Origin of the sequence: Novosphingobium sp. AP12 (genome assembly GCF_000281975.1) — a bacterium.
GTDB lineage: Bacteria > Pseudomonadota > Alphaproteobacteria > Sphingomonadales > Sphingomonadaceae > Novosphingobium.
In genome coordinates this window covers 1-25,396 of sequence record NZ_AKKE01000127.1, presented here as the reverse complement: position 1 = coordinate 25,396, position 25,396 = coordinate 1, and the positions used below count along the sequence as shown (strand labels likewise).

General features: G+C 62.8%; 35 protein-coding genes. 13 read left to right on the top strand and 22 right to left on the bottom strand.

All coding sequences use genetic code 11. The features are described 5' to 3' along the window. Nucleotides 1-16 precede the first annotated feature (16 nt). Genes PMI02_RS27295 through PMI02_RS18340 form a run of 4 tightly spaced genes read right to left on the bottom strand, consistent with a single transcriptional unit; the run spans nucleotide 17 to nucleotide 1,298 of the window. Nucleotides 17-181 carry a hypothetical protein gene (locus PMI02_RS27295; protein ID WP_007685576.1) on the bottom strand — a complete coding sequence of 55 codons (165 nt, stop codon included), beginning with the start codon at nucleotides 179-181 and terminating at the stop codon, nucleotides 17-19. Nucleotides 182-192: 11 nt separating this feature from the next. Next, nucleotides 193-420 carry a hypothetical protein gene (locus PMI02_RS18350; RefSeq protein ID WP_007685574.1) on the bottom strand — a complete coding sequence of 76 codons (228 nt, stop codon included), beginning with the start codon at nucleotides 418-420 and terminating at the stop codon, nucleotides 193-195. A 21-nt stretch (nucleotides 421-441) separates the two neighbouring features. Beyond that, complete coding sequence (locus PMI02_RS18345) at nucleotides 442-1,134, bottom strand: hypothetical protein (protein ID WP_007685572.1); 693 nt, start codon at nucleotides 1,132-1,134, stop codon at nucleotides 442-444. Further along, entirely contained in the window at nucleotides 1,134-1,298 is a 165-nt protein-coding gene (locus PMI02_RS18340) for a hypothetical protein (protein ID WP_157222592.1), read from the bottom strand. The genes PMI02_RS18345 and PMI02_RS18340 overlap by 1 nt, the downstream gene beginning before the upstream one ends. Nucleotides 1,299-1,308: 10 nt before the next feature. Here PMI02_RS18340 and PMI02_RS18335 point away from each other — a divergent pair, with 10 nt between their 5' ends. Continuing rightward, nucleotides 1,309-1,830, top strand: coding sequence for a hypothetical protein (locus PMI02_RS18335; protein WP_007685570.1), 522 nt, complete (start codon nucleotides 1,309-1,311; stop codon nucleotides 1,828-1,830). A gap of 3 nt (nucleotides 1,831-1,833) precedes the next feature. Then, complete coding sequence (locus PMI02_RS18330; RefSeq protein WP_007685562.1) at nucleotides 1,834-2,385, top strand: hypothetical protein; 552 nt, start codon at nucleotides 1,834-1,836, stop codon at nucleotides 2,383-2,385. A 34-nt stretch (nucleotides 2,386-2,419) separates the two neighbouring features. On the opposite strand, the gene PMI02_RS18325 is transcribed toward PMI02_RS18330, so the two are convergent. From PMI02_RS18325 to PMI02_RS18290, 9 genes are all read right to left on the bottom strand, one after another. Continuing rightward, nucleotides 2,420-2,761 (bottom strand): head-tail adaptor protein, encoded by a 342-nt coding sequence (locus PMI02_RS18325; protein ID WP_007685560.1) that lies wholly within the window; start codon nucleotides 2,759-2,761, stop codon nucleotides 2,420-2,422. After that, nucleotides 2,758-3,282, bottom strand: coding sequence for a head-tail connector protein (locus PMI02_RS18320; protein ID WP_007685558.1), 525 nt, complete (start codon nucleotides 3,280-3,282; stop codon nucleotides 2,758-2,760). Before PMI02_RS18320 ends, PMI02_RS18325 begins: the two co-directional genes overlap by 4 nt. Nucleotides 3,283-3,309: 27 nt before the next feature. Further along, nucleotides 3,310-3,603, bottom strand: a complete 294-nt coding sequence (locus tag PMI02_RS18315) for a hypothetical protein (RefSeq protein ID WP_007685556.1) — start codon at nucleotides 3,601-3,603, stop codon at nucleotides 3,310-3,312. 56 nt (nucleotides 3,604-3,659) lie between these two features. Continuing rightward, entirely contained in the window at nucleotides 3,660-3,836 is a 177-nt protein-coding gene (locus tag PMI02_RS27290; protein WP_007685554.1) for a hypothetical protein, read from the bottom strand. Between the two features lie 515 nt (nucleotides 3,837-4,351). Then, nucleotides 4,352-4,684: an HNH endonuclease signature motif containing protein gene (locus tag PMI02_RS18310; protein WP_007685553.1), complete on the bottom strand. Its 333-nt coding sequence runs from the start codon at nucleotides 4,682-4,684 to the stop codon at nucleotides 4,352-4,354. Beyond that, nucleotides 4,677-4,868, bottom strand: a complete 192-nt coding sequence (locus PMI02_RS18305) for a hypothetical protein (protein WP_007685552.1) — start codon at nucleotides 4,866-4,868, stop codon at nucleotides 4,677-4,679. Before PMI02_RS18305 ends, PMI02_RS18310 begins: the two co-directional genes overlap by 8 nt. After that, a complete protein-coding gene (locus tag PMI02_RS18300) occupies nucleotides 4,865-5,125 on the bottom strand; it encodes a hypothetical protein (RefSeq protein WP_007685551.1) in 261 nt (86 codons plus the stop codon). The genes PMI02_RS18305 and PMI02_RS18300 overlap by 4 nt, the downstream gene beginning before the upstream one ends. Further along, nucleotides 5,125-5,400, bottom strand: a complete 276-nt coding sequence (locus tag PMI02_RS18295; RefSeq protein ID WP_007685550.1) for a hypothetical protein — start codon at nucleotides 5,398-5,400, stop codon at nucleotides 5,125-5,127. The genes PMI02_RS18300 and PMI02_RS18295 overlap by 1 nt, the downstream gene beginning before the upstream one ends. 156 nt (nucleotides 5,401-5,556) lie before the next feature. Continuing rightward, nucleotides 5,557-5,943, bottom strand: a complete 387-nt coding sequence (locus PMI02_RS18290) for a hypothetical protein (RefSeq protein WP_007685543.1) — start codon at nucleotides 5,941-5,943, stop codon at nucleotides 5,557-5,559. A gap of 418 nt (nucleotides 5,944-6,361) precedes the next feature. Here PMI02_RS18290 and PMI02_RS18285 point away from each other — a divergent pair, with 418 nt between their 5' ends. Next, entirely contained in the window at nucleotides 6,362-7,345 is a 984-nt protein-coding gene (locus PMI02_RS18285; protein ID WP_007685542.1) for a hypothetical protein, read from the top strand. On the opposite strand, the gene PMI02_RS18280 is transcribed toward PMI02_RS18285, so the two are convergent. The 8 genes from PMI02_RS18280 to PMI02_RS18255 form a co-directional block, all read right to left on the bottom strand. Beyond that, on the bottom strand, nucleotides 7,346-8,113 hold the full coding sequence (locus PMI02_RS18280) for a hypothetical protein (RefSeq protein ID WP_157222590.1): 768 nt from the start codon (nucleotides 8,111-8,113) through the stop codon (nucleotides 7,346-7,348). 147 nt (nucleotides 8,114-8,260) lie between these two features. Further along, nucleotides 8,261-8,581 (bottom strand): LexA family transcriptional regulator, encoded by a 321-nt coding sequence (locus PMI02_RS18275; RefSeq protein WP_007685538.1) that lies wholly within the window; start codon nucleotides 8,579-8,581, stop codon nucleotides 8,261-8,263. Next, nucleotides 8,581-8,856 (bottom strand): hypothetical protein, encoded by a 276-nt coding sequence (locus PMI02_RS18270; RefSeq protein ID WP_007685537.1) that lies wholly within the window; start codon nucleotides 8,854-8,856, stop codon nucleotides 8,581-8,583. Before PMI02_RS18270 ends, PMI02_RS18275 begins: the two co-directional genes overlap by 1 nt. Next, nucleotides 8,846-9,163: a hypothetical protein gene (locus tag PMI02_RS18265; protein WP_007685535.1), complete on the bottom strand. Its 318-nt coding sequence runs from the start codon at nucleotides 9,161-9,163 to the stop codon at nucleotides 8,846-8,848. Before PMI02_RS18265 ends, PMI02_RS18270 begins: the two co-directional genes overlap by 11 nt. A 31-nt stretch (nucleotides 9,164-9,194) precedes the next feature. Continuing rightward, a complete protein-coding gene (locus tag PMI02_RS18260; protein ID WP_157222589.1) occupies nucleotides 9,195-9,488 on the bottom strand; it encodes a hypothetical protein in 294 nt (97 codons plus the stop codon). A gap of 35 nt (nucleotides 9,489-9,523) precedes the next feature. After that, nucleotides 9,524-9,703, bottom strand: coding sequence for a hypothetical protein (locus tag PMI02_RS27285; RefSeq protein ID WP_157222588.1), 180 nt, complete (start codon nucleotides 9,701-9,703; stop codon nucleotides 9,524-9,526). Further along, nucleotides 9,700-9,840 carry a hypothetical protein gene (locus PMI02_RS27280; RefSeq protein WP_007685531.1) on the bottom strand — a complete coding sequence of 47 codons (141 nt, stop codon included), beginning with the start codon at nucleotides 9,838-9,840 and terminating at the stop codon, nucleotides 9,700-9,702. Before PMI02_RS27280 ends, PMI02_RS27285 begins: the two co-directional genes overlap by 4 nt. A 30-nt stretch (nucleotides 9,841-9,870) precedes the next feature. Continuing rightward, the gene (locus PMI02_RS18255; protein ID WP_036504477.1) at nucleotides 9,871-10,344 is read right to left on the bottom strand and encodes a hypothetical protein; all 474 of its coding nucleotides are present in this window, start codon (nucleotides 10,342-10,344) and stop codon (nucleotides 9,871-9,873) included. Here PMI02_RS18255 and PMI02_RS27275 point away from each other — a divergent pair. From PMI02_RS27275 to PMI02_RS27270, 8 genes are all read left to right on the top strand, one after another. Then, nucleotides 10,322-11,626, top strand: coding sequence for a hypothetical protein (locus PMI02_RS27275; RefSeq protein ID WP_007685527.1), 1,305 nt, complete (start codon nucleotides 10,322-10,324; stop codon nucleotides 11,624-11,626). The genes PMI02_RS18255 and PMI02_RS27275 overlap by 23 nt on opposite strands. Then, a complete protein-coding gene (locus PMI02_RS18245; RefSeq protein WP_007685525.1) occupies nucleotides 11,623-11,829 on the top strand; it encodes an AlpA family transcriptional regulator in 207 nt (68 codons plus the stop codon). The genes PMI02_RS27275 and PMI02_RS18245 overlap by 4 nt, the downstream gene beginning before the upstream one ends. Beyond that, nucleotides 11,826-12,011, top strand: a complete 186-nt coding sequence (locus PMI02_RS18240) for a hypothetical protein (protein ID WP_007685523.1) — start codon at nucleotides 11,826-11,828, stop codon at nucleotides 12,009-12,011. Before PMI02_RS18245 ends, PMI02_RS18240 begins: the two co-directional genes overlap by 4 nt. 102 nt (nucleotides 12,012-12,113) lie before the next feature. Further along, entirely contained in the window at nucleotides 12,114-12,827 is a 714-nt protein-coding gene (locus PMI02_RS25990) for a hypothetical protein (RefSeq protein ID WP_052025657.1), read from the top strand. Next, nucleotides 12,824-13,309, top strand: coding sequence for a hypothetical protein (locus PMI02_RS18230; RefSeq protein ID WP_007685519.1), 486 nt, complete (start codon nucleotides 12,824-12,826; stop codon nucleotides 13,307-13,309). Before PMI02_RS25990 ends, PMI02_RS18230 begins: the two co-directional genes overlap by 4 nt. An 81-nt stretch (nucleotides 13,310-13,390) precedes the next feature. After that, on the top strand, nucleotides 13,391-13,618 hold the full coding sequence (locus PMI02_RS18225; RefSeq protein WP_007685517.1) for a hypothetical protein: 228 nt from the start codon (nucleotides 13,391-13,393) through the stop codon (nucleotides 13,616-13,618). A gap of 22 nt (nucleotides 13,619-13,640) precedes the next feature. After that, the gene (locus PMI02_RS18220) at nucleotides 13,641-13,922 is read left to right on the top strand and encodes a hypothetical protein (protein ID WP_007685515.1); all 282 of its coding nucleotides are present in this window, start codon (nucleotides 13,641-13,643) and stop codon (nucleotides 13,920-13,922) included. A 668-nt stretch (nucleotides 13,923-14,590) separates the two neighbouring features. After that, a complete protein-coding gene (locus tag PMI02_RS27270) occupies nucleotides 14,591-14,788 on the top strand; it encodes a hypothetical protein (RefSeq protein ID WP_157222587.1) in 198 nt (65 codons plus the stop codon). On the opposite strand, the gene PMI02_RS18215 is transcribed toward PMI02_RS27270, so the two are convergent. Next, nucleotides 14,755-15,354 (bottom strand): DUF3238 domain-containing protein, encoded by a 600-nt coding sequence (locus tag PMI02_RS18215; protein WP_007685513.1) that lies wholly within the window; start codon nucleotides 15,352-15,354, stop codon nucleotides 14,755-14,757. The two genes, PMI02_RS27270 and PMI02_RS18215, sit on opposite strands and share 34 nt — an antisense overlap. 310 nt (nucleotides 15,355-15,664) lie before the next feature. Here PMI02_RS18215 and PMI02_RS18210 point away from each other — a divergent pair, with 310 nt between their 5' ends. Next, complete coding sequence (locus PMI02_RS18210) at nucleotides 15,665-23,236, top strand: hypothetical protein (RefSeq protein WP_007685511.1); 7,572 nt, start codon at nucleotides 15,665-15,667, stop codon at nucleotides 23,234-23,236. A 1-nt stretch (nucleotide 23,237) separates the two neighbouring features. After that, nucleotides 23,238-25,396 (top strand): hypothetical protein (locus tag PMI02_RS18205; RefSeq protein WP_007685509.1); only part of this gene is annotated, 2,159 nt, incomplete at its 3' end.

The window sequence follows — 25,396 nt, the reverse complement described above, 5'->3', positions numbered from 1 at the left end:
CGCGAGATGATAACGATTAGAGGTAGTTGACCCCAGCTCCGACTATGAACTCGCCGATCAGGAGTTGGTCCTGCAGATCATCGGCGTAAGTGATCTTGATCTCGTGGACGAACTCTTGCGGCTCGCCGGGTGCGGGCGCATTGAGGCCGGGCATGCCCTCGAGCACGTCTCTGGTGATCACCGGGCTGATCGTCAGGCGACGCCGGGCTCGGGGTCAGCCGGTAACGCATCCGGGTGTACGCCGTCGGCGAACGTCACGTCTGCGTCCTCGGCTAGGGCCTCGCCGGCGTCTCCCGGATATTGCCGGACCTGCAGAGAGATCGTCGCTCCAGCAAGCGGGAGAGGGTCGCCGAAATAGTCGACGTTGATGGTGGGCGAGAAGTCGATGTTCCGCGCCGCGTAAAGGGTCTCGATGGGCATAAGGGGCCTCGGTGGCTGGAGTTATTGCTCGCTCGCGAGCACGAAAACGGTGGCACCAGCGAGCGTGGCGAGTATCTGCGTCAGCAGGCCGGGCGCCTCGACCTTGATTTGCGCGCCAGTCTTCGTCAGCGTGCCGGCGACCAGGGTGCATTTCACACCGCCAACGGCAGTCGCGGGCACCGCCCAGAACCCGATGGAGGGCGGCGCGGCGAGGTCGGCGAACAGCGTGCCGAAACTGATGGTCGCGATCCCTGAGGCGAGGCTGACGGCGCTGAAGATGCCGAACTTCTTCGCGGCGTTCAGGTTCGGGGCGTTGCTCTTTGTCGTGATCCCAGCCGCCCCGACGTACCCGATGCCCGGCTTCTCGCCCACGCCGCCGCCCCAGTCGGTCACCTTCAGGAAGCGGCCGGCGCCGTCGCTCTCGATCGCGAGCATCGGTGTCCATGCGGGGTTGCCCTGGTCGCCTTTCACGCTCGACCCAGCCGCGCCGCGAAGGTTCGTCGCGGCGGCTGGGTCGGTGGTCAGGCCCGCGGGCGCGACGTACTTGCCCGCGACATCGGCGGCGGCGCCGAGGATGAGGCCTCCGACCCGCATCACCGCCCGGCCGTCGATCATCATCGCTCGGAGGTCGGGAATGCCGATTTTGGCGTCCACCTCGGGCACCAGCTTGTCGCCGACGCGGCGCATCCCCGCCGGCTTGATGAAGCGTCCCATCAGCTGATCGTCCCAGTTGCTGCGGCCGAGGTCGAAATCAGGTTGCTGGCGGCATCATAAATCCTGATCCACCACCAGTAATTCCCAGCCGGCAAGGTATCGTCCTCGAACATCATCGGCGCAAACAGCGCGTCGGCCTGCGGGTCGGATACGGCGACCCTCAAGGAAATGGACTTGTCCGGCCCGATCGTGGTGCCCGCCCTCATGGAAGGCGACCAGCTCGGCAACGAAGTTTCAGGCACGTACGTGGAGCCCAGCAAATATCAGCCCGCCGACGTTCCCACGCGCTCCGCATATGCCGATGACGTGCGGCAGATTTCCTATGATCTGCCGCACATTACCTCGCATTACCGAGGGCAGCGGATCCTCGAATACTACCTCCGCAAGGCACAAGCGGAGCGCCGCGTCACCTGGCCGATGAACATCATAGGCATTGCCATCTCGACACTCGACACGGTCCAGCTCGACACCTCGCGGTACGGGCTCTCCAATTATGCCTTCCAGGTCACCAGCTGGGGCCTGAATCAGGACTTCTCAGTCGGCCTGCAGCTTGAGGAGCACAATGCCGAGATGCACGAGTTCGACCCGGACAGCTATCTCGCGCCTGGTGCCGAGGGAGAGCTTGCCGAGGCTGAGCCCATCAGTGACGTCGACGACGTCGTTTTAAGTGGCGGCGGCGCCTACACGGAGGCCTGACGCATGCCTACCGTTCGTTTCGAGCTACGCCGCGATACGACGGCCAATTGGACGGCCGCAAACCCGGTACTCCGGCCGGGTGAGCCCTCGATCGAAGTGGAAACCCGCCTGGTCAAATATGGCGACGGGATCACCCCTTGGCTTGATCTGCCCTACGCCCCGGTCGACCTGCCGGACGTTCTCGAAGCATATGCGGCCGGCGAGACGCCGAGCGCATTCACGCTCTCTATCGTCGATGCGGCCGACGAGGAGGGCTGGCGCGAGGCGATCGGCGCGCAGGAGGCCAGCGACAAGCTGACGGCGCTCTCCGGCGTCACCGCGCTGGCGGATGGGCCACATGCTTTTCCGGGCGTGACAATCACCACCGTGGAAGGGCTTGTGACCTCCATCGTATTGACGACGCCCAGGGCGACCAGCGTCAGCGTGGATACCTCGGTCAACCCGCCGATCGTCACCTGGCAGATGCCCGACGTGCCGGGGTGGGCCACGGCGCGCGTCAACCGAGGCACGACAAGTTCGGTGGGGGCGAGCGTCAGCGCCTTGCCCATCGCCTGAAGATTGCTCTTCAAGTTCTTCGAGACGACGAGCTTCATGCGGTGATGTCCGGCTGCGAACTGCAGGTGATCTCGATGCCGTCATGCCGGCGGGCGCCGATGTCCTTCGTGCCCACGACCTGGAATGAGACGCCCTCGCACATCAGGATGTCCTTGCCTGTGATCGTCCGCGTGAGACTGTCGCTCAGGACCGTGAACCGGGTTGCCAGCTCTTGCCCCTGCTGTGAGGCGCGGAGGCGTTCGCCGTCGCTCACGTCCTGCTTTTTCGCCCACCGCTTCCCGATCTCGGCAGGCTCACCCTCGACCGTGGCAGTGCCATCATCGACGGTTTCGGCGCGCCATATCGAGATGCGGCGGTTCAGCTCTCCCTTCTTCACAGGGAGTACCGCTTGTATCGCCGGCACAGTCGTTTGGCTGCGGCCTCAGCCTTCGCGAAGGTCTCTCCACCCTCCCGGTCGGCGTCAAAGGCTGCGATCATGACCAGCATCGCCCGGCACATTCCCCGGGGCACGTCGTCCGGGTCTTCGTACCCGGCACGGACGGAAACCGTGAAGCTCTGACGGGAATCGATGAATGGCCAAAAGGAGCCGAGTGCAGGTGATACGCGAGCGGGCCGTCTAGTAGCGTCGAGCCGCGAGCCAACCGCCAGCGCCGGGCCTGCGCCTGCCACATATTCGACGGTCGCCACCGCGGCAGGGTCGATCGGCCAGGCGCGCAAACTGATAGGGCGGAAACCCGTAAAATGCTCGACCACGTCGCGAGCCTCGAGGATCTGTCCGGTGTAGTCTTCGACCCATGCCGCCGCATCGCGGATCAGATCATCAATTTCGGTGTCCTGGTCATTACCATCGACGCGGAGTTGCGCCTTCGCCTCATCGCGGGAAACAGGAAGGGTCATGGGCAACTCCGCGTGCGCTGGCCGGGCTTATTCGCCCTGGTTGGCCAGGTTCTTTTCGACCGCTTCCTCGGAGGTGAGGTGCGGATCGTTGAAGTCGATTTGATTGGCGATTTTCGGCTGACCCTTGCGGGGGTTGTTGTCGACAGCCGGGTGATCCACGTCGATGCGGTCGACGATCTCCGGCTCGATGAACGCGCCGCTGGCATCGACCTTGGTCGCGGGGGTCAGGGTATCTTCGGTAAGGCCCGCCGTGTCAGAAACGCTGGGGATCTGCGAGGGCTTGATGTCGGTCGTGTCGACCGTGGCTTTCGTGCTGCTCATTCTTTTCACTCCGTGAGCGAGGGGGGCGAGGCCGGCGCGGCGGCCGGCCTCGGTAATTACGCGGCGGCGATCCGCAGCGCGCGCATGGCGGTCGGGTTCTTGACGCCGCCGCCGACCCGCTTCGTGGTGTATTCGGCAGCCGCCTTGCGGTCGTCCGCGCCGCCAAAAATGGTGCGCCAGTTCGGCTCAGGCGGGACGCCGTCGCCGCCTTGTAGCTCGATCAGGTCGGCCATCAGATTCTCCGGTTCGGGCCGAAACCCTCCCCCCTCAAAAATTGGTCTCAGTGCGCACGGAGGGACACCACCGGTCAGGAGATCGGCGCCCCCCAGACTTTCGACCGGGGGGTGGTCCAGCGCGAAAGGCTGGGTTAGCCTTCGCGCCTATTCTTAGCGGGACGACAGGCATGCAGCACATTGGAGATCTTGAAGTTACCGGCCATCACGAGACGAAAGGGCAGGTCACGGGCACAACCTACGTCAGGAGCGGCGGACACCTCATTGTCCGAGGGCAACTATCGGGCGGCTTGATCGTCGACAAAGGCGGACGCGCCGTCATCCATGGGCAAGTTTCTCGCGATGTCATCAACAACGGGTCCATCACTCTGCACGGTCAAGTGTCTGGCCGCATCCATGGTAATCAGCCAACCAACTTGGTCACGCGAGACCAGGTGGCTGGGCTCGATTTGCCCACGCCGTTCCTCGGCCCGACCGTTTCTTGGTCGAGCTCGTCTTGATGTGAGCGCTGCGGGTTAACCCCGGTTCCACGGATGTGAAGGATCGAGAGGCCGACCATCCCGGCCGGAACCGCGGACGATGCCCGATCGCTCTTCCCTCTGGATATCACCGTCATGGCAGGGCTTGCAGACCGGCTCCCAATTCTTCCGGTCCCAGAACAGCTTCAGGTCGCCCTTGTGCGGGACACGGTGGTTGACGACGGTGGCGACGGTGGTCAGCCCCTTGTCGTCACACCGCACGCACAGCGGGTTAGCATCGAGGAACGTCTCGCGTGCCTTCTGCCACTTGCCACCGTACCCTCGCTCAGCAGTCTTGCGCTTATCACTGCGCCAGCTGGGCTCAGCCACGCGAGGCAGCCTCCACCAACTCCTTGGCGGCGTCCTCGTGCGCGAACACCAGCGCCCATAGGATCTCTTTGGCATCAGAGGACATGCGGTGCCCGTGGGAGTCGAGCCGGCTTCGCAGCGATTTCGCCTTTGCAAGATCGACGTGAGCGGCAACCGCCTGGGCAATCGCCATCTGTTCGGTCATGCGCTTGTGACCTCCGGGTTGAGCACAACGGTTACCGCGCCGTGCATGTCGATTTTCACGATCTCCTCGCGCTCACGATCAATGATGATCTCACCGGCCTCGTCCAGTTTGTGCTTGGTAACGATGCCCGCCTCGATGTCGTAGGCGATGACATGGTCTTGCAGGACACCGTTGAGCGAGATGATGAGCCGACGCCCAACCTCGGGATCGAAGTCGTCATCGCCGACAGCATAGCGCGTCGGGATAAGGTCCGACATCACGCTGCCTCCGGCTCAGACACGATCTTGAAACCGAGAGGCACCAGCTGCGCCACCAGATCGTTGATGCGCCGCAGTAGTTCCTGGCCGTAGGCAGGAGCCACGGCCTCGATCATCTCCTGGTCGGAGAAGCCGCCGACGGCCGGCAGGGCGTGCCCCGGCGCGTCATATAGCTTCCGAAGGCGCTTGATCTCGGCCATCTTCTGGTAGGCCGTTTCCATATCCGCGACCGTGAGACCGTCGGCCTTGCTCATCACGAACTTGATGTCGCTCATGTGCAGGCTCCTGATTTCGGGGGGCGCTGAGTAAGGCCGCGCCAAAGCCAGATACAACGACGCCCGCTAACCTTTCGGATGCGGGCGCATTTCTTGACCATGACGACCATGGCACATCTGTTGCCCCCGTGCAAGGGCATGGTAAGCGGCGTAATTCTACCCGCCTGCCGCGGCGTCGTCCGCTGCCACTTCTAGCCCTTCCATCATCTCAAGATGTGCCGCCCTAGATTGCTCCCAATGAGCCTCAATCCGCGCCTGTTCCGCCTCGAAGTGCTCGACATAATTCCACGGCATCTCCTGCCGCGGTAGACCGTATTCGTCCGCAAGATCGGTCGCGAGACGGTAGGCCTCAAGACCAACGACTGCGGCGTACTTCTCAAGTTCGATAGCTACATCCTCCGCGTCCCCATATTCCGAGGCGCCGGAGATCGCTTGTTTTGCGCCGTGTACAAGGAGGTGAAAGCTCTGCGCTCGGGCCCCGAGTTGTGGATTAAGGGCGCGCCAACCCTGATCGTCTTCCGGCAGCACGGGTGCGTCGGGCATCGAACCGACCCAAGAAAAATCATACGGGCCTTCATATGGCCAGTTTGCGCCTTGGTCGTTGAGGTGCTGACTGCGCACTCTGGCGCAGGATCCAGCGTAAAGGTGAAATAGGGGGACGAGCCGGTTCGCCAAGGAAGTGGCCGTCCGCCTAAGGTCATTGTCTTGCCGGCGTCCATTGACGACGAGCGTAATCGCGGCAGCGACCACGCCTCCTCCAACGATTTTAGCACCTTCGGCGAGTGCATCAGAAAACCAACTCATCTCGCGTTCGTAGCACACTGCTCGCCCACCACCATGGCGCACAGCGTCAGAATGCCAGTTCTTCCGGTTCGACCTTGGCGCATCGGCCCTGTCCGCTGACACGCGACCCGGTCGCGACCATGCTATGACCGGGCGATTCGAGCGAGGTGATAAAGCGATGGACCGTGAAGAGACTGAAGCCCCGACCTACCTGACCCACCCCGAACTATCCATTAGCATCCACGGCATCGATGACCCCGAAAAGGCGAAAGAGTTCGGCCATACGCTTCTCGCGCACATATTTATCCTAAGCCAGTCTATGGACCTTCAGCGCGTGGAGCGGCTGGTGGTGACCGATAATTACGCCGACGGCCTTGCTTCTGTGGACCGCGGCTTTGCTGCCACGGCCCCTGTCGAGCATTCGCAGAACGAAAACATTCAGGGCGTGGCCATGAACGTCCGGACACTTCGGGATGGCGTTCCAATGGTGCAGATTGTCAGCGACATCGAAGTCCTTCTGCCGCTCTGGGTTCACTCTGCGGGATCGCCGGAACATTCGCAGGCGTTGATGATCTTGGCTCACGAGGGGGCTCATGCGGAAGATCTGAAGTTCCGGGACGAAGACTGCCCAGGGGTACTCCTTCAGACGCAGATCACCGAATGGGTCGACAATCATCTCGGGCCACAAGCCTATTTGATGTGGGAAGAGTATTACGCGTGCAGGCGAACGTCCGGCATTTTCCCCGAGGCGACCAAGGACTTCCTTGCCTCTCTCCTAAGCTCTCTAGAGACGACGCCAGTTACGGTCGATGCCGCCATTGACCGGTTCTACGACCACCAAGACGTCAATCTGCTCGCTGGCGAGACGTTGGAGCCAGCTGGGAGGCCGCTGAGGCTGGCGGCCTATCTGCTCGGGCACCTCGACGGGCTCGATCAGGACTGGACGGACCAGGACGAACTTGTCGAAAAAATCGCTGGCACTCCGGCTTATGGCTTGATTGGACGGATGCACGCCGAACTGCGGCGGCTATGGGATCGAGAGGAAGGCTGGTCCGGCCTAGACGACTTCGCCACGCTGACAGAGATCGCAAGCGACAATTACGAGAACGCGGGTATAACCGTCATCCCTGGCGAAGACGGTGGAGCCTACATCTCCGTCTAACTACGCGGCAAGCTCTTCCGGCTCGAGGTGGCGCAACCGACCTTCCTCGATCTTTTGAAGCGCAAATATGGCGATGTCCGCCGACTTGAAGGCCAACACATCGCCGTACTTCTCGTGCAGAGCAGCCATGACGCGGTCGATCAGAATGTTGTCTCCCCAGCAGCGGTACCGGCCAGCGGGCGCGGCCACGCTGCGGCGGATGGTCGCCGTACCATCGTCCTGTGGATCGACCCAGACCTCCTCGGTGCCGCCCGTGGTGATCATGTGCCGGATCTGATCGGTAAGCACGCGCATCCCGGCAATGAACTCTTGGCGGATCGCCTCCCGGTGCCGGCCGGACTTAGGGGCGACGCGTGTCCTTCCGCTGCTGGCCTTCACCAGCCGCGATCCGAACCGATCCATAGCGAGATCTGAGAACGACCTGTCGTCGAGGACCACGCCGCGCATGGTGGTGAGTAGTGGGCCAAGGCCGCTTTCGCAGAAACGCACCTTGCGCTTCGCATCGATCATCGCCGGCGTCGCGTTCATGAGGTTCGACGCTGCGTTGGTGCCGCCGACGCCCGATATGTTCAGGCAGGACCGCATCGGGGAGCGCTCCGAGCGGTCAAAGGCGGTGCGATAGAACCGAAGGGCGTTGAGCTCGTCCGGGCTCAGCCCGCCGGACACGCCCATGCTTTCGATCAGCGGGCGGCGGCGATACGCGAAGCCGAACAGCAGGCCCGTCTCGGTGGTTACCTGGCCGAGGTCGAACTTGACCCGCGTCTCCATCTCGGGCGTCGGACGATCGGCGCCGGGCTGCGGGGCGCGGCGCGCGGCTGGCGCGGCGGACTTAGCGCTCTTTCTGATGCTCTTGATCCGCCTATTCCGCGCCATTGCCGGTCTCCGCCTGTGCCTCGTGAGGTGGTTGATTCATGGTCATTTTTCTATTCCGCAATCCGCCACATCCAGCCGCGCAGGCCAGCGGATCGCACCGCCGCGGGCGATCACGGCGCGTTCGATCTCGATGTCGGACACGTTGGCCAGCCGATCGGCGAGCTGGATCGATCGCGGCTCCCCCGGCGTGGCAGTGAGCAGGCCGCGCTTCGTTAGCCCCTGCAGAGGCCGGCCAACGTGCCTGGCGGCAATGCCGACGGCGCGCGCGATGTCGCAGTAGCTGGGCGAGGCACCGAACTCGCGGAAGTGCTCCTGGACGGCGCGATAGACCCGCTGCTCCAGACTGGCGCCGCGTTCCCCCATCAGCGGGCGCCCGAGACTGGTGCGCCCTTCGGGGCGGGCACGACGCGGATATTCGGCCCGCACTCAATCTTCCGCGCTTGGACGGCGCCAAGGCCGCTGCACAGCTGGCAGGTCACCTTGCGGTTTTTGAGCAGGCGGTCGGCGATCCCGCGAGCCATCGGATAGTGCCATCCGTCGCCGAGGCAGCTGGAGCACTCCACCCATACCAGTGCGTCGAAATCGACTTCCAGCCGAACGCGGTCGTTCGATGGGCGGCGGCTGGGATCACTCGGCATTGGCCGCCTCGCGGGCGTTGCGATTGATAAGCAGCAGGAACTGCTCCAATTCGGCGGAGCAGGGCCGCCAATACGTCGGGCCCCAGCCGCGCTCTTCGCTCCAAGTAAATTGGCCGTCGAGGGTCTGCCAGATCCCGCAGCTCGACTGGAACGCCGCGTTCGTGCCGGTCGAGTTCCACCACATCTCGACGCTGGCCGAGTCGAGATCCATCACGGTGATCAGGCGCCCGTCGCGCGGTGCAGATGATATGGGCAGCCACGGGCCCGGGAACGGTTCGTCGCCGTTGCGCCAGACGAGGCCTGTCATATCGATGCTTGCCGGCGCAGGGCGGCTGGGATCAACCGACACCGTTGGAGCCTGCCTCGGCGATGGCGGCAAGCGCCTGTTTCCGGACCTCGTCGAGAGCGAGGGCCAGCGTCGAGGGCTGGGCGAGGTCGCAATCGAAACCGCTGTCGAACTGATTGCCACGCACCGCGAGGGCTATGTGCTCGCTCTCGTCGGTCGGCGCGCAAGAGGCGTCGCACGATATCTGGCACTCGCCCACCGAGAACCACCAACCGGGGAGGTCGGCTTTGAAGCGGGCGATGGCGGCCTCGAGGTCGGTGGCGGGGGAAGTAATCCACTCAGCCATTTCGGCACTCTGATGCCGGCGTTCGACCAGGTCATTCATCGTTGAATAGCCCTCATCTTTGCCCATGGCCGAAGTGGGGGCAGGTTCAACTCCCGCTTTCTTCGGCTTATGACTTCATCGCTCACCCCAACAATTTCGCCGGTTTCCTTCAGAGTGAGCCCGGCGCAGTGCGCGCCACGCAGGGCGTTATCCATCTCCAAGGTGAAGCGGATCACTCGAACGTCTCCCGATGATTTGCCTTGTCGCGGCCGCGAAGGGTGAAGCTGAGAATGGCGAACAAGGCTTGCACGGCCGACACCGCCAGCCATCCGTAGATCGCCCAATCCGGCACGATGATTGCGAAGACTTTCACGTCGCCTCTCCTGCAAGATCAGTTGCCATCTCAGTTCCTCGCCTGCTTCGCGCCCATGACCTCGACCAGCCGCGCCCGGGCGACCCTGGTGGCGCCGTCGTATGCCGCGAGGGCGAAATCGGGCGGCGAGAGGCGGGTGACGCACACGGCGCTGGCGGCCTGGAAGAGGAGCAGCATGGCCTCATCGATCGCGTGCCCGACGATGTCGTGCGGGAGGTCGCTGAGCAGTCGAGCCATTTCGCCGAGCCAGACGGCGAACTTGTCTTCGTCAGTGTCGCGACCAGCCATGAAGAGGGTCCACACGACGGACATTCGGACACCGAACCACGCGGGCGGCGCGGGCTGGCTAGCAGCGATCAGAGTCTCGGCGATCTCATGAAGTTGCTGTTCACCAATCGACTGGCAGTAAGCCGAATGCAGCGCCCGTTCGGGCGACCAAGCTGGGCTCCCGTCGTGTATGAAATGCGGCTGCGGCAGACCGATGGACCATCCGGTGGGCTGCATCCACCGTTACAGCAAGGCCGGAGCCAAGCCGATCACGATCAAGTTCGGAGCGGCTGGCAGCAGCATGCAGGAGGCGACGCGCACAAAGGCTGTGCGCCTCATCCGCGCCGGCTGGAACATCAAGGCGATCTGCGATCGGACCGGCGAAAGCGAGTGGCGGATTACCGAGGTCATGAGAGATGTCATTGCGGCAGGAGGAAGGCTCTCGGATCAATGCCCTGGCTGCGGCAAGGAGCGAAATCACAGGGCGCCGTGCCCCTTTCCAGCCAATTGCGCCTGTGGACGCCGCCGCAATCACCGAGGCGCATGCCGCGCCGCGAAGGTGGCCACCCTGCCAGAGCTGCCGGACGAGAAGAAGGCGTACCTCTGGCAGCGGTACCGCGACGGAATGAGCATTCGTCGGATGAGCGAGGGATCGGGAGTTCCCTTCAGCACCGTCCAGCGTGCCGTCAAGTTCTGGACCGATCGCCGTCGCTCTGAGCCGCCGCCGTGCCTCTGCGGACGGCCGTTCCGTCATCCGGGTGGCTGTGTGAAGAACACCCCAGCCGCGCTCGGGCATCGCTGGATCGGGAAGATAGAGCAAATGGTCACCGAGGGATGCCCGCCCGCGATGATTGCACGGAGCCTGGACCTCAGTCCAGCGACCGTCTTGAAGCATTCTCTACCGCTCCGGACGAAGCTGTTCGAGCAGGGCGTCTCTTGCGCCTGCGGTCGACTGATCGGCCACAACTATTGGTGCTCTGCCAAGTGGGACCTGTACGGGATGCCGCGGGGTTTCCAGCCGCTACCGAAGGCGGATCGAGCTGCCGTCGTGGCGGGCCTGCTCGCAGGCGCCGTCGTCGCCGATCTGGCCAAGGACACGAGCGTCCACGACAGGCACATCTGGGCGATCCGCCGCGAGATGAGCCCTGACGACCAGCGCCGCCGCTCCGTTGCGATCCGCAAGCGCATGCGCGCTACCGGCAAGGTTCTCGACGGTTCTGCGATTCTCAAGCTGATCGAAGCCGCATTGCCGAAAGGCCTCGAACGGGCTCTCCGCGACGACGTCGCCGGCGAACTTCAGCTCGCCATCATGGAGGGCCGCATCGAGGTCGAGCAGATCCGCAGCGTGATGAGGAGCTTTGTCAGCAAAGGGTTGGCGGACTGGCAGAGCCAGTACGGCCCCCGGAGCCTTGATCAGAAGCTTTACGACGACAGCTCCCGCACCCTCGGCGACATGATCGAAGACACCACCACCGCATACCATCTCGAAGAACTTTCCATCGGGGAGACCGACGCATGAATATCGACCGCCACCGCGACAAGCTGCTGCGCCTGACCGAGGTCCGGTCGCGTACTGGATTGGCCCGCAGCACCATTTACAGCCATATGAAGGCAGGCACCTTTCCGCCGCAGCTGCAGATCAGCCAGGGTCTCGTCGCCTGGTATGAAAGCGACATTGATGCCTGGATCGCCAACCCGATGGGGTGGAGGCAGTCGGCGTGAGCGCACTGCTATGGCATGCCGAGGCGGCCGAGCATCTCAGCAACGCCTTCAAAGCCGAGGCCGATCGGGCTGCAGATGCGCAGGAGTACCCCGATGCTCGGCTGCTGATGCGGATATCGCTCGCCTACAACATGGCCGCGATATCGATGACCAAAAGCCTGCGAGATCCTCGCGCCCGATAGCCGGGTGAGAAGCCGGCCGGGAACAACTCCAGCAGCGGGGTCGCCTCGGGGGGATCGGCGATCCATGATAGCTCAGGCGATTCTTGAACGGGTACCGATCGTATGACGGAAGCAGGGCATCTTGAGTACCTGGAACAATGCCGCCGCAGATGGGCGGCCGCTATTCAGGAAGCGGTCGGACAGACCCCTCCCACAACCTCGACATGGATTGATCAAGAGGCGATCGCGGAGGCTATTCAGCCGTTCGTGCGAGCCGTAAACCACCTTCATCTCGCATCTGGTGGCGGGGTCGACATTGCAGCTGTTGGCATCGGCCGTGAGCCTGGCACAATCGTGCTTCGCCCACAGGGGCGGCTGGCCTACATCGCAAAGCCGCGATCAATGACCCTCGAATATATCTCGGCCAAGCCAGCCGAATCGTTCATTGTCTTCGAGCTTGAAGAACTGATGCCCAGTGGCGTGTACGATGACGTCGACAGCCCTTTCTCCGAAGAGATCGTAGAGATTTCGCGAGGCGTGTATGCCCCTCGATCTGCATGGGACGACGGTTTTTACGGATACGACGAGAACGGTGACGAAATCCCGCTCCCCGAGGAAGCCAGGCGGATACAACGCTTATTCTGCGGACGCCTGATGATGGTGACCAAGGGAAGCCTGTGGAATGGGTCTCAGCTCACCTACGCAGGGGAGCACAATTACCTGGCGAACGACGCGATCCGGGCGCAGATCGAACGCGCGGTCGCCAGTGGCTTGCCGAAGCTTGACCCGGCGGACCGGCAGCACATTAACGCGAGAAAAAGAGGATCCCAGCAGTGAGCTTTTTCAAAGCCAAGGACGGGTCCTATTATCCCGTGTCCCGCATCCACAAGATCACGCCGGCGCGGATGATGCGCCACAGCGGGGGCGAGAAAACCGTCATCGAAGCTGAGGTCATTATGGATGGAGGCGGCAGCACGTTCGGCGTCGACGTCTCCGATGTCGCGATCGACGACATCATTCAGAACAGTATGCCGCACTTCACAGCTGCGCCGGGCTGTTTCGTGCTCGCGTTCCATCCTGAAGGCTCAGAGGATGGTGGGCCGCTAGTGGAGCGGCATCCCATTCAAGGCTGGCGCGTGTCGCGCTATGGCGGCCTCGTGCCACTCGTCGTCGACAATACGTTGATCAAGGATCATGGGCTAGGCGACGCACAGGCGATCCTGCACGCGAACGGCGAGGTCGAGGATCAGCATGAGAACCGCTATGCGAGCGAAGACGGCTGGCGGCAGTCGCTGATCGCCGTCATGGCCGAAGAGTAAACGCACGACGCGCCCCATGGTGCGAAGGCATGTACGATGGCTCGAATCTGAGCCATGTCCGCGAAACTAAGGAAGCCGGTCATGAAAAGCGAGCATTTGACGCGCGAGGAATGGGAAGCCTTGCATCTGCTCGTCCGGGCGTCGGGCGTTGGGCCGGGGCAGGGCATCGTTACGGTGCTCCAGAACCGCAGCCTGATCGACACTGACCTATCGCTTACTGCCGAAGGCAAGGCGCTGCATACGAAGTTCGACGGCAGCTACCCGCCCCGGCCGACATCGCGCAACTTCATCGGCCAAGGGCGCCGCTAGGCCGAGCGTTGGGAGAATAGTGATGGCAATCGAATGGCAGCCTATCGATGCAATGCCCAAGGATCGGAAGGACGGGCGCGACATGCTTCTATGGGAGGAGCGGGGCGCGGCGACTGCATCTTGGTCCGGCGGCGCCTGGGACACCTGCTACGAAAGCATTGAGGGTGGCACGATCACTCTGAGCGACGTCACCTTCTGGGCCGACATCAACCGGCCCGGGGATAGCCTTGAACCGCGGGCCGACCCCATGGACGAAGTCAATGATCTGATCGCTCGCAACGGAATAAGGCTCCGGCAACCGTGAGCCGATGAGTTGACGACGACGGGCGATCTTCGCTGTCGATCCAGCCGACGCCGGCCCTGCTCGATCGGGCCCCAGCCGAGGTGACTCACGGGGACGCTTTTGCGGCGGATGATTCGGCGTGGGCCAGCCGGGGTTCGGGTTCCTAACTGGAAGCCAAATTAGCGGTTGGGGTATATTTCGGGGTATCGATCTTACGCACAAGCGCCAAACCCGCATAAATCCGCCATAAAACGCTCTTCTTGTGACGGGCTCCCGCTCCGCCACATTTATTCCTTATTTTCAATAAGTTAAATAAGACGTGAGGTTGCGCACCAGCGCTGAATTCGGCGGTTTTATTGCGGTGTGGGACCGAGTGTGGGACTGAGATTTGATCCCATTGTAGGATTCGAACTCATCGCCCCGTATTCTTCCGAGTAGTCTCGCGCGCTCTGCCGCGAGGATAGATCCGGACGCACTGCCGGAAGCATGGGGCGCTGAATATGAGCGGCCCGTCGCCGCGAGCAGTTGCTCTACACCCACTGCGACGAAGCGCCCTTGACCAAGCGCTTGCAGAAGCCATCGTTTGACCGTCGGCCGGCAAACCAATCCTCCGCTACTATTTGGCCGTCGATCGGCTCGCTCCCTTTGCACGGAACGCCAACCGCTACCTCTATGCCGACTAGCGGGCAGTGAGCCAGCTCACTAACAAGGTTTGCTTGAGCGCTGCCGAGATGGGCGGAAACGTCATGGTCATCGTGCCCGAAGAGGATGATTTGTTCGACGACGCGGTCGAGCCGATGCTGGGCATCGCCTGCACGAGCTCAGTTCATAAGCCAATCCGCTTCCGTCGAGATCAGAGATCCTGCCAGTCGAGGCTGATGCTTTGATCCATGGGAGGCTTCAACGCGCTTGGCGTCTCGCCATGCGTAACACAGTCCCAAGAATATACCGTTTTTCCACCAATCGAGAGCGTGTAGTTCGGAAAGCCATCATGCGCGCCTGACACCGCGAACTGGACCTTCGTTCCCGCCTTGCGCAGTCCGACTATGATGTCGGCGTCGATCGCAGGCGCCAGCGCCAGCAGCGGATTGGCGCCCACGACCCAGAATTTGACCGCGTGGCTTGCCCCGGCAAATGCGACGAATTCGGCATTCAGGTTCGCCGGGGTGCGCGCCAGTTGCTCGCTTTCAGTCGGCTTCGCGCCCGCATTCAGGTTCCGAAACCAGTCCGGCTTGCCGGCCACAATCGGCGCATCGCCGTCTTCATAGGCGTGCGTGGTGCCCCATGTGAGTGTCGGAAATGAAAACGAATCGGCCCCTGCAACATCGAGGTCAATCTTCGGGCTCGGACTGCATTTGACGCCTCCGTTGAACGTCCCGCCGATACCGGCGAAATAAAACTGAACCGCGGGCGACGGAATGCCGACCACCAGCTTGATCTCGAGACTTGCCATATCATCCCTTTCAAACTCGGCTTTTTTTTGAGTGTGAATGATCCGAAGATCTCACGCGTCCCATGACTTTGCCGCCATGCCTGTTCGTCAAGGCCTGCTTAGACAAGGCGTACTACAATGATACCGTCAATCGCAAATGATACCGCGCGCTTGGCCATTTCTTGCGTTCGCGCTCCAACCTCGCACCCCCGTCGGCAACAACGTACTAAAAGACTAGCCCCAACCATTTTAGAGCAAGCTCTTCTTTACCTCGGCAAGCAGCTGCGCATATAGTCGCACTTCCGGCCAATTGGGGGAAGGCGCTGCGCGGATGACTCTCGCGTTCAGGCTATACGGGCGCTTCCGTTGGCCCCCGGCCACGAGCGCTTCCCCAACAATCGAGGCTAGGTCGGGGGTTCTCGAAATTCATTTCGAAGCGGCCGCGGATGGCCATCGCGGCGCTTTGCGATGGTTGCCCGGAACCGGCGACCTTGATGGCCATCCGCCCGAGCCGGTCGTCCCGGAGAATATCGTCGGCGACCTCGCCCTCGATCATATTGCCAGCCACGGAAACGCGGGGTGGACCGTCTGGCTCGATGAAGCCGCGGCAAAAGGCGGGCTCAATTTCCGGGGTGCGTTCCTGATCGAGCAGTTCAACGGGGACGGCAGCCTCGATCTCCGCCTGCCGCTTGCCAATGGAGTCTTCTTTGAGGACACCGGCGTCGAAGCCGCTGACAGGACATCCTCGGGCCTGCGCACCACCATGGTGGGCAAGACCGCGACGTTCCGACTCTACCTGAACATACCGCTGCCGGTGTCGCAATCCCAAGTCTCGCAGGCTCGCGCCTTTCCGTTGGTCGCGCAATATCTATGCTACCCGACCGGCAGCAAGCCTGTTGCTCCGACGATTCACCGATTGTTCGGCGGTTGGGCCAGGGACAACGCAACCGGCGGCTCTTTGATCGCGCTGGATAAACACAAAGTCTCTGCGAGCAAGTTCAAGCTCGGCAACTTCGGTTTCAGCGAGCGAGGCGAATGGGACAGGCCCTATGGCCAGGACTTCGTCATCTACAACGAATCCACCGCGAACATCGGACGGTACTGGCCGGAGAACAGTCGATGCTTCGTCGAGGACGTCCTTGGAGCGTACGGATTTTCCCTGCCAACGCATAGGTGGCTCGGCTACTCCAGAAACGACCCGGCCGATCTCAGTCTCCGCTTTTCGCGTACGGGTAAGGACGGGCCCGTTACGGGTCTGGTCTACCGTGTCCGCGTGCAACGCGACGAGGGAGGCGACCATCCGAGCGATGAGAGCGACCTCGTCTCCGATGAGGATGGCCGCCTCATGCTTCGCCTCGCCGACGAGCTTGGCGGGCGCCGGGTTACTTCAGTCCATTACGGCCTGACTGGCGGCACGACTGATATTGAAGGCTGGCTCGCCACCGGCAGCCAGCTCTCAGCAGATTGCGAACTGAGCTGGGGGATCAAGGACAACACCCAGTGGGCCATCGATCAGGACGCGACATGGTCGCCCGTCGTCGCGATCCGCCTCCATTGGGACGAGCTTGTCGATGCCATCACATCGACGCCCGTCGTCGCGAACAAGCCGTTTGAAAGGGGACTGGTGGGCTTTGCTGCCCACACTTTTGCCGCGGTTCGCCAGTCGCTCCTGCCTGGCGAAGCAGGGCACCCGCCGTCCTTCCTACCCGATCTCAAACTTGGGTCCGCGAAGGAAGTCCGCTTCTGCCTTTACGGCTCGCCATTGCCCGCGCGCACCGATGCCCACACCGGTCTTGTCGCGTGGGGTGCGCAATCGGACGGCGACGGCAATCCGTCAGGCGCACATGCGCGACCTCCGATGCGGCTGACCCTCATCGCCGAGGATGACCGTATCGATCATACGCCCGAAGCGGACGGCGCCACGCACTTGTCTATCACAGCGAACGGCATCACCTTTTTTCAGGCCGGCAAGGTCGGCGTCCCTGTCCCGCTCACCCTCTCCCATGACCAGAGTTGGCGGCCGACCGTGGTTGGCGGCCCGAGCACCCCCGACTTCTTCGCTTCCTTCGCGGTTCGAACAGACGCCGCCAACGCAACTGCCTGGAATGGGCGACTGGCGTCGCTCGCATTCCTCTCGGAGGGAAAGTTCAAGGACGCTAAAGCACCCGACGCGCATCTCCGTATAGGCGGCAAGGGTGATGGACGAGGCCGCGCGCGTCTTTTGTACCCTCAGGGACGAATCGCTGCCGAACTGCGGCTCGTCCTGCCCGCCAGCACCGTGACACCAATCGGCGTCGACGTTGGACGCTTCGATCGGAGCGGGCGCGCCGCGCCGCTCCTGATAGCATTGGAGGCCAGCGAGAGCGGTCCGGACATCACCGGTGGAAATGACGTTCGCTACTGGCTGAGCGCGACCGAGACCATCCTGCCACGCACCGATCGGCAACTCCGGGCCGATATCTATGATGTCGACAAGGACGGCGGCGAGCGCTCCTACGCCGTCCTGTCGTTCGAGCCTTTCAGCGTGTTCCGCTTCCGCCACCAGCCCTTGTCCGACCGCGGTCGAGCCGATAGCGCTTCGGTCGCCATCTATTCGGGCGACGATCGCGTCTGGCAGTATCGCACGGTCTCGCAATATTATCGCTACAGCCTGCCCCCACAGGTGATCGGTGAAAGCGCGGAGAAGCCTCGCCGGCTCGAAATCCATGACCTGCCCGTCGGTGCCGACGATGCCGAGGCGGCGCGACCGTTCGTCAGGCATTACCTTAAGGATGAAGCAGGTGACGTCATCCTCGACGAGGATGGGAACGCCATCCTCGATGAGGCAAAGAGCGATCGCCAGCGACGCGCCGTCGAATATCGCCTGACGCCCTCCGCCGAACTGTGGATTGCCCCGAGCGATGTCGCACGGGGCTATTTCATCCCCGAAGCGGCAAGCCACGACATCTTCCGGCAGTCCGGCGCCTACGGCCTTGGCGCGGCGCTCGCCTATCTGCGCGCCGAATTCCTCTTCGGAATGCCGGTCGGCATCGATGTCTCCAAAGAGCGATCGATTGCACGCGGCGCGCGCGTCGCGGAGATCGAAGCCCTCGTCGGACATCCCACCGGTCCGGCTCGCGAGACCGATGCCGAGCCCGTCCTCTCCGATCGCTGGGACGCGCTGCGCGCAGCCTTCGCCCGCCGGCCCGAGCGGCTCGAGATCTGGGCCCGCGATCTCGATTCGGCCATCGACTTTACGCCCGCACGCTTTTCCGATGGCGTTCGCTTCGCGCTCCGCGGCACAGCCCTCCATCGCGCTCCGCTCGTCGACAATACGCTCGGCACTGGTGCCGACGGGCCCGAGGGAGAAAAGGCCCAGTCGGCATGGCCACAGATCGGCGGTCTGCGCGCCGACTATACCGATGCCGAGAAAACCCGCGCGCCGGGGTTTCCCCGCCATCATCCCCAAGGTTTGAGCGGCGGTGCCCTTTGGCCCATCGAGTCGCTCAATCTCTTCAACATCCTGCTCAAGAACCCACAATCGCGCGGCGGGACCATCGAGCAGATCGCACTGTCACCGATCGGCGGCAACGCCACCCAGAAGGCAGAGTTTCTCGACGGCAAGGTCACGATCATCAGCGAGACGCACAATGGCCGCGTCCAGCGTCAGCAGGTCGAGGTCTTGGGGAGGGTCTGCGCCTTATGGCACCGCGCCAAGCATGTGGTCGTCTATGAGCGCACCGTAAACCCGTCGGCCCAGTTCGCGCCCGAGCCCGGAGATGATCCCGCCGGCACCCGCTCACGCCGCCCGATCCTGCGCAAGGTCCGCGAATATATCGAGCTGCTCCAGCCCGAGCGCAACTATCCCGATGTCAGCACTGCCTCGCCACGCAGCGCTGGCTTCCTCGAGCGCGTGCGCTTCAACAGCCGGATCATCAACGTTGACAGCGCCTGGTCCAGCGAGGTCGGCGATTTCGGATGGCAGATACCCCTATGGAATCGCGCCGCGGCGCGCCTGCGGCCGCAGGTCTACCCGATGCCGGACGTCGCCTTTGTCACAACGGCGGAAGGCGCCGGCGATCGGCCGGTCGTGGCGCAGGAATGCCGAGACCCGGACTTTCTCGTTTTCTTTGCCGACTTCAAAATCTCGACGAGCGACACCGATCTCTGGGAATCGCGGCTTGGGCTCGACTTTCCCAACATGCCGGTCGCGCGCGCAATCACCGAATCCGCTGACAGCAAATCGCGCAAGCGCCCGACCGGCGACAAGGAGACCGGTGCGGAAGGACGGCGACCTCCCGTTGGCCGCTTTCTGCCTGGCTTGCGCCGCTTCACATGGCGCTTGGCTCCAGCTGCGCAGAAAACCGCCATCAATGCCGGTCGCGCCGGCAAGCCGGTCTATGTCGGGCTGGACAGCGTCACCTTCATGCGCGCCACCCATGCGGACGCTGCGCATCAACAGCCATCGCCCCCGCTCGCAGCCGTCCAGACCCTGCCGCTGACCTCCGTCAAAGCGGGCGGTTTGAGCGATCTCGGCTACTGGGCGAGCAGTGGTGGAGGGGGAGCCCCGGGCACCCTTCCCCTCTCAGATGCGATTGGCGCCAATGGCAGCTTCATCGCGGTCATCAACGGCAATGATCCGGCCGCGATCGCGGCCGCAAAACACGACCTCGACGCGCTCTGGGCGACAGCGGTCGAAAGTGTGACGACCTCCACCGCGGGCGCTCAGTTCAAGGCATTTGAGCATGTCGCGTCCGGTGTCTCTTCCGGCGCGCTCTGCCAGAGACTCAAGGACGACGCCGCAGGCACCATCCGCCGCAAGGAAATGCTGGTGCGGACCGCAATAGCTGACTGGGTCGCGCTCTGGGACGATCGACTGGCACGCGGTGAGGCCGACATCAGCAAGCCCAAGTCGCTCGTCATCTCCGAATGGGCAGACGCCGTCATCGATCATGTCCGGCCACTGTTCACCGAGGCTTCTCAGGATATCGCCAAGATCGACGAAAGCGTCGAGCGCGCGCACGCGATTATCCTCGATGTCGGCGTCGAGATCGACGACCTATTCAAACGTGCCCGTCAGCGTGTCGAACAATTCGCTGCCGGCTATGATCGCGACAAGCCCTGGTCATCAGATCGGCGCAAGGCCTTTCGCGCAGGCATCGACGCCTGCGTGAGCGGGGTCGCCGCCGACCTTGAAGCCACCATCGACGAGGCGGCGCAGCGCCTCGCGACCGAACTCAACAGCGTCAGCCAACAGATCGCTGGCCACGTCGCCAAGGCGTTGCGGCAAATTGTGGTGGCCAAGGCCGACGTCGATGTCGCGGTAGCGTCGGTCGAGAGCATGACCGATCGCATGCTGCGCGCTTTGGACGACGCCCTGACGCATCTCGTCGATCAGGCGGACCCCGCAGAGGGGAAGCTGCAGGATCTCATCGACAAGGTCGAGGCGAACACCGAGCTCGCCAAGCCCGAACATGCCGCACTCAAAGCCACCGCGCTCGACCTTCTTGGCAAGGCAAAGACAGTTGTCGCCGAAACCCGCGCCAAGGTTGCCGCCGCCCGCGCCTTTGCGAAAACCGTCGACAGCGAGATCGAGGACGGTGTCGAGGATGTACGCCATGTCATCGACGCCCTGGCGATCGCGATCAAAGCGGTGGGCGACGACATCGTGCAAATGGCCGCGGATCTCGCGGCAATCGGCGGGGAGGTAACCGCTGCCGGCGCCCAGGCGATCAAGGATGATATCGACGACGCCCGGACAGCAGTCGACGCCAGCCTCGCGGCACTGATCAAGGCGGCCGATACGCACCTCGTTGCGATCGGCTCTTCGGTCGACGCCGCGGTCAAACCAGCGCTCCGATGGCTGGATGGCGAGTTCGAGGCGGCCCACGACGTGCTCGCGGCCATAACCGACCACATCGCTCCAATCGCCGAGGACATCAGCGCAAGATTGAAAGAGGCGCAGGAAAGCCTGGCGCCGGGCGCGCTCCTCGATAATGTGGTCGACACGATCGTCGCGGATGCGCTTACGGTCCTACTCGAGCCATTTCCCGAGACACTGACCGACGCGCCCGATGCGCTCGGCGCAATTCGCCGACGCTTGCAAAGCCTCGCTGACGAGATCGGCCAGCGAATGCACGATTTCAGCGGCGCGGCACTCGGTGCTCTGGACGAGGTCAGCCAAGCCTGCAAACTGGTGTCCGAGGGGGTCGCCGAAGCAGAGGCCTTCCTGAAAGATCTTGGCCAAGGCGTCGAAACCTATGCCAAGGAGAAATTTGGCAGCGCCTATGATGCGCTGAACACCGCCTACGGCGAATATGCGGCCGGTATCAAGGATGCCCAGGCCCTCATCAAGGCGGTCGGCGATCTCGAAAGCACGGCGCGCAAGCTACACAACGACCTCTCCCGCGGCTTTGAAACCGCAAACGCCTATGGCGACCGCGTGTTCGATGCTGTGGCCCAGATCGACGACGGCGGGCTCATGGCAGCGCCGAGCAATGTCCTGAAACTCTACTCGGCCGTCACCAGTGCACCCGAGCTAGCAGCGCTCAAATCCGACATCGATCGTATCCGTTCGACGTTCGATGAACTTGGCGACATCATCGAGACCACCGAAGCCAATGCGCTGTTCAACCGGCTTGGCGACGGCCTTAAGGCGCTTGGTCTCTCCATTCCGTTCGACAAGATCAGCGATCGGCTGCTGCCAGCTGATCTGTCCAGCCTCGACATCGGCCAGGTGTTTCGCAATTTCGGCGGCGCCAAGCTCGATCATCTGTTCAAGGGTTACAAGATCCCGCCTGGCGTCCGGGACGCGGTCAAAATCACCCATGACTTCGACGAGAAGCAAGCGCGGGCCTGGGTCCAGGTCGATATCGACGCTCCATTCCCCGGGCGTCGCAGCCTGTTCTCCATAGGCATCTTCAAGATCGACTTCGTCGACATGCGTCTTGGCGGCCGCGTCCGACTGGAGGCTTCGAAAGACCAGGAGCAGGTCTCCGTCACCGGTTTTGGCCGGATCGACACCACCTTGGATGCTGTCGTCGGCGGGCAGTCGATGGTCCGCTTCGAAAAGTTCGCGCTCTCCTTCAGCAAGGAACGAGGGCTCGACATCGAGTTCGATCCCAAAAACGCCAAGCTCAATCCGCAATTCAAATGGATCCAGGACTTCCTGTCCAATTTGTACCCGGAGCTTGGTGGCGGCCTCGAATGGATCCTCGAGCATGGCCTACCGGTCGGCGTCCAGCACGATTTCGTCCTGCCGCCAATGTCGCTCAATTTCGGCACCAGCGGCGTCTCCAACCTTTCGTTGGAGAATCATTTCAAGCTCCGTGCCTTTCCCGATTTCATCCTGGCAAATCGCTTCAATCTCTCGACGATGGAGCAACCGTTCATCTTCTCGGTCTTCATCATCGGCGGCACCGGCTATGTGCAGATCGAGGCAGAATATAACCCCGTACGCGACGAGCTCATGGTGTTGGTCGAGGCGGCCGCCGGCGGCTCGGCCCAGCTGGCCTTTGCGTTCGGACCATTTGTCGGTCAGGTTTTCATCACCCTCTCCGGCGTGCTGTCCTACCGCAAGCTGATCGGCAGATCCGGCGGAGGTCTCTCGATCTCGATGGTGCTGGTCATCGCCGGTCATGTCCGCGTTGCCGGTATCGTCACCGTCGGAATCACCCTGACGCTGCGCCTGAGCTATCGCGACAATGGTCAGGTCGACGCCAGCGGCACGTTGCAGGTGACGATCCGCATTTCGCGCTTCTTCAAACTGACCGCGCGCGCCGATGTCACCTACAAGCTGCGCGGGGGCAAGTCGGAGACCAGTGTGAGCACCAGCGGCAGCGCCGAAATCGAGGACAAGGATTTGAAGGACAAGGCGGAAAAGGCCCAGTTGGCGGCGCGCAAGCTCGAAGCGGCGATCCATTAGGATGGCGATCCTCAACTCCATCATCCATTGCCTGCTCGATCGCGAGCCGAGCGGCTTCCACCAGCCGGACATCGAGGACGGCACCATCACCTTCGCGGTGAATCTCGCTTTCGAGGTTCGCTCCGACGGCTTGGGCGATCCTGCGACGGACGAGTCCGACGCAGCGGCGCTGTTCCTCAAATTTCTCTCAGTGGCGCAGTCAGTCAGCTTTCAAGCCTTTCGCGTGCATGGACTTGACGGAGGGCAGCCGACCCTGGACGGTGTGGTAGCCCTTGAAACGGTGTCCGAACCGGACGGCAGCGCTCCCGCTGCACTGCATGACTGGCTGAAAACCCATCATGGCCTGAAGGCCGGCCCCCATGACCGCTTCTGGACGACCCTCGGCGATCCACCTGAGACAGTCGAGGCCGAGACAACCGACGCTTATCTGACCTTACGCGGGAGCCAGGCCTGGAATGCGCCTGTCGCGCATCGCTTCGGGTTGACCCATCTGATCCGGGTTCCCGCCACCGACCTCCAGGCGCCGCTGGCGATATTTCCCTATTTTGACGCGCCCGAGCCACAACTCCCACAGTTCGTGGCCTCGCCCTATGATCCCCAAGCCCCGATCGAAGACCAGCCGGATGCGCTGTTCGATTTCGGATATGAACCCGGGCACATAGGCGATGCTGTCTGCCGGTTGACGATCGTCGTGCCCGACCTGATCGCCGATCCACTGCCGCGCTCTACTCTGGATCCCAGAACGAACGCCGCCGGATATCTCGATCTCAACCCCGACGCGGAAAACGTCCACCGCTTCCTTACGACATTCGAAGAGCGCGCAGGCGCTTTTCTCGCAGCCGGAAACGCGCTGGCCCTTGAAGGCAACGACGACGCCAGCACGCTCGAAACCCTGTTCGGCTTTCATATCGGCGATGACCCGCCGTCGGGCCAGGAAGCGGATCGCGAGATGCGCTGGGGCGCGACGATGTGGTTCGTCTTCGCCCGACTCATTTGTGCTCTCGACATGTCTGTGCTTGCGCTGATGAAGCCCCAGGACCAGCAGTCCGAAGGCGATGTACTGGCCCCGTTCGTCTCGTGCATCCTGTCTGAGAATGACGAGCTCGGCACGCCGTTCGACGGGCTTGACGCGTACAGGATTCTCGCGGCGCTGCGCCAGGTTCTCGCCGCGCATTGTCCGCTCGTCGCTGGTGGGTCGAAGGTCTTGGGTCCGGTGCTTGCCCGGATATTCGACATCGCGCCGATCGCACGCAACAATGACGGCAAACCAGTAATCGTCGACCCGATCGACCTCATCACACTGATGCTTGAGAGCGTGACCGCGCTCATCGAAGGCACATTAGCCGATGATCGCGTCCCCGAAGCGGCGCGGCGCGCCGTCTTATCGCTCGAAGGCCGTTCGGTGGCCACGCTGTCGCAATGTCTCGCTGACCTTGAGCAAAAGCTGCAGAATGAGGCCGGCGCCGAGAAGGGCCTCTTGAGTCTGTTCGAGAGTACCGAACTGCGCGGCGACGGCGGCGCGGTCGGACCCAACGAACGCTTCGCTTTTCGCATAGCGCAGGCTTGCTTCGGCATCCCGCCTGAAGCCGAGCTCGTCGCCCTCATCGACCGCAGCTGGGAACGCTATCGCCTCCTGCTCGATGGTCCGTTCAATGGGGCCGAGGCAATCCGCCGCACAGGCAGCGCGACCTTTGCCAAGAGGCTGATCGATGCGGCGAACACCGGCGCCGATCCGATAACGGCCCAGGACCTTGCCGACCGCGTGACCGCGTCGGACTACTACACGGCGCGCCTCATCAGTCCCACCGGCGGGGCGTTCGATGGTATGCTCGCGCCGCTTCTCCTCATCGATGGGACCTATCGGCCGATTCTTGGCACCCGCATTAAGGAGGCTTTTGATCGTGCCGTCGCGCCGCTGGCGGCCCTCACGCAGCCCGGCGGGCGCTTCGTGCCGGACACATTCCCACAGCCCCTCCCGATCCAGATCGCCTCAGGCATCGATGGCGGCGACCTCGACGATCTCCTTGCTTCATTTAACGGCATCTGCGTGGGAATACGCCGCCGCGATGACGAGAACACGCCCTGGGCATATGCCAATCTCGCGGATCTTGGCTGGCCAGCCGACACCGTCTCGGATGGCACGGCAGGCGCGCTCCATCC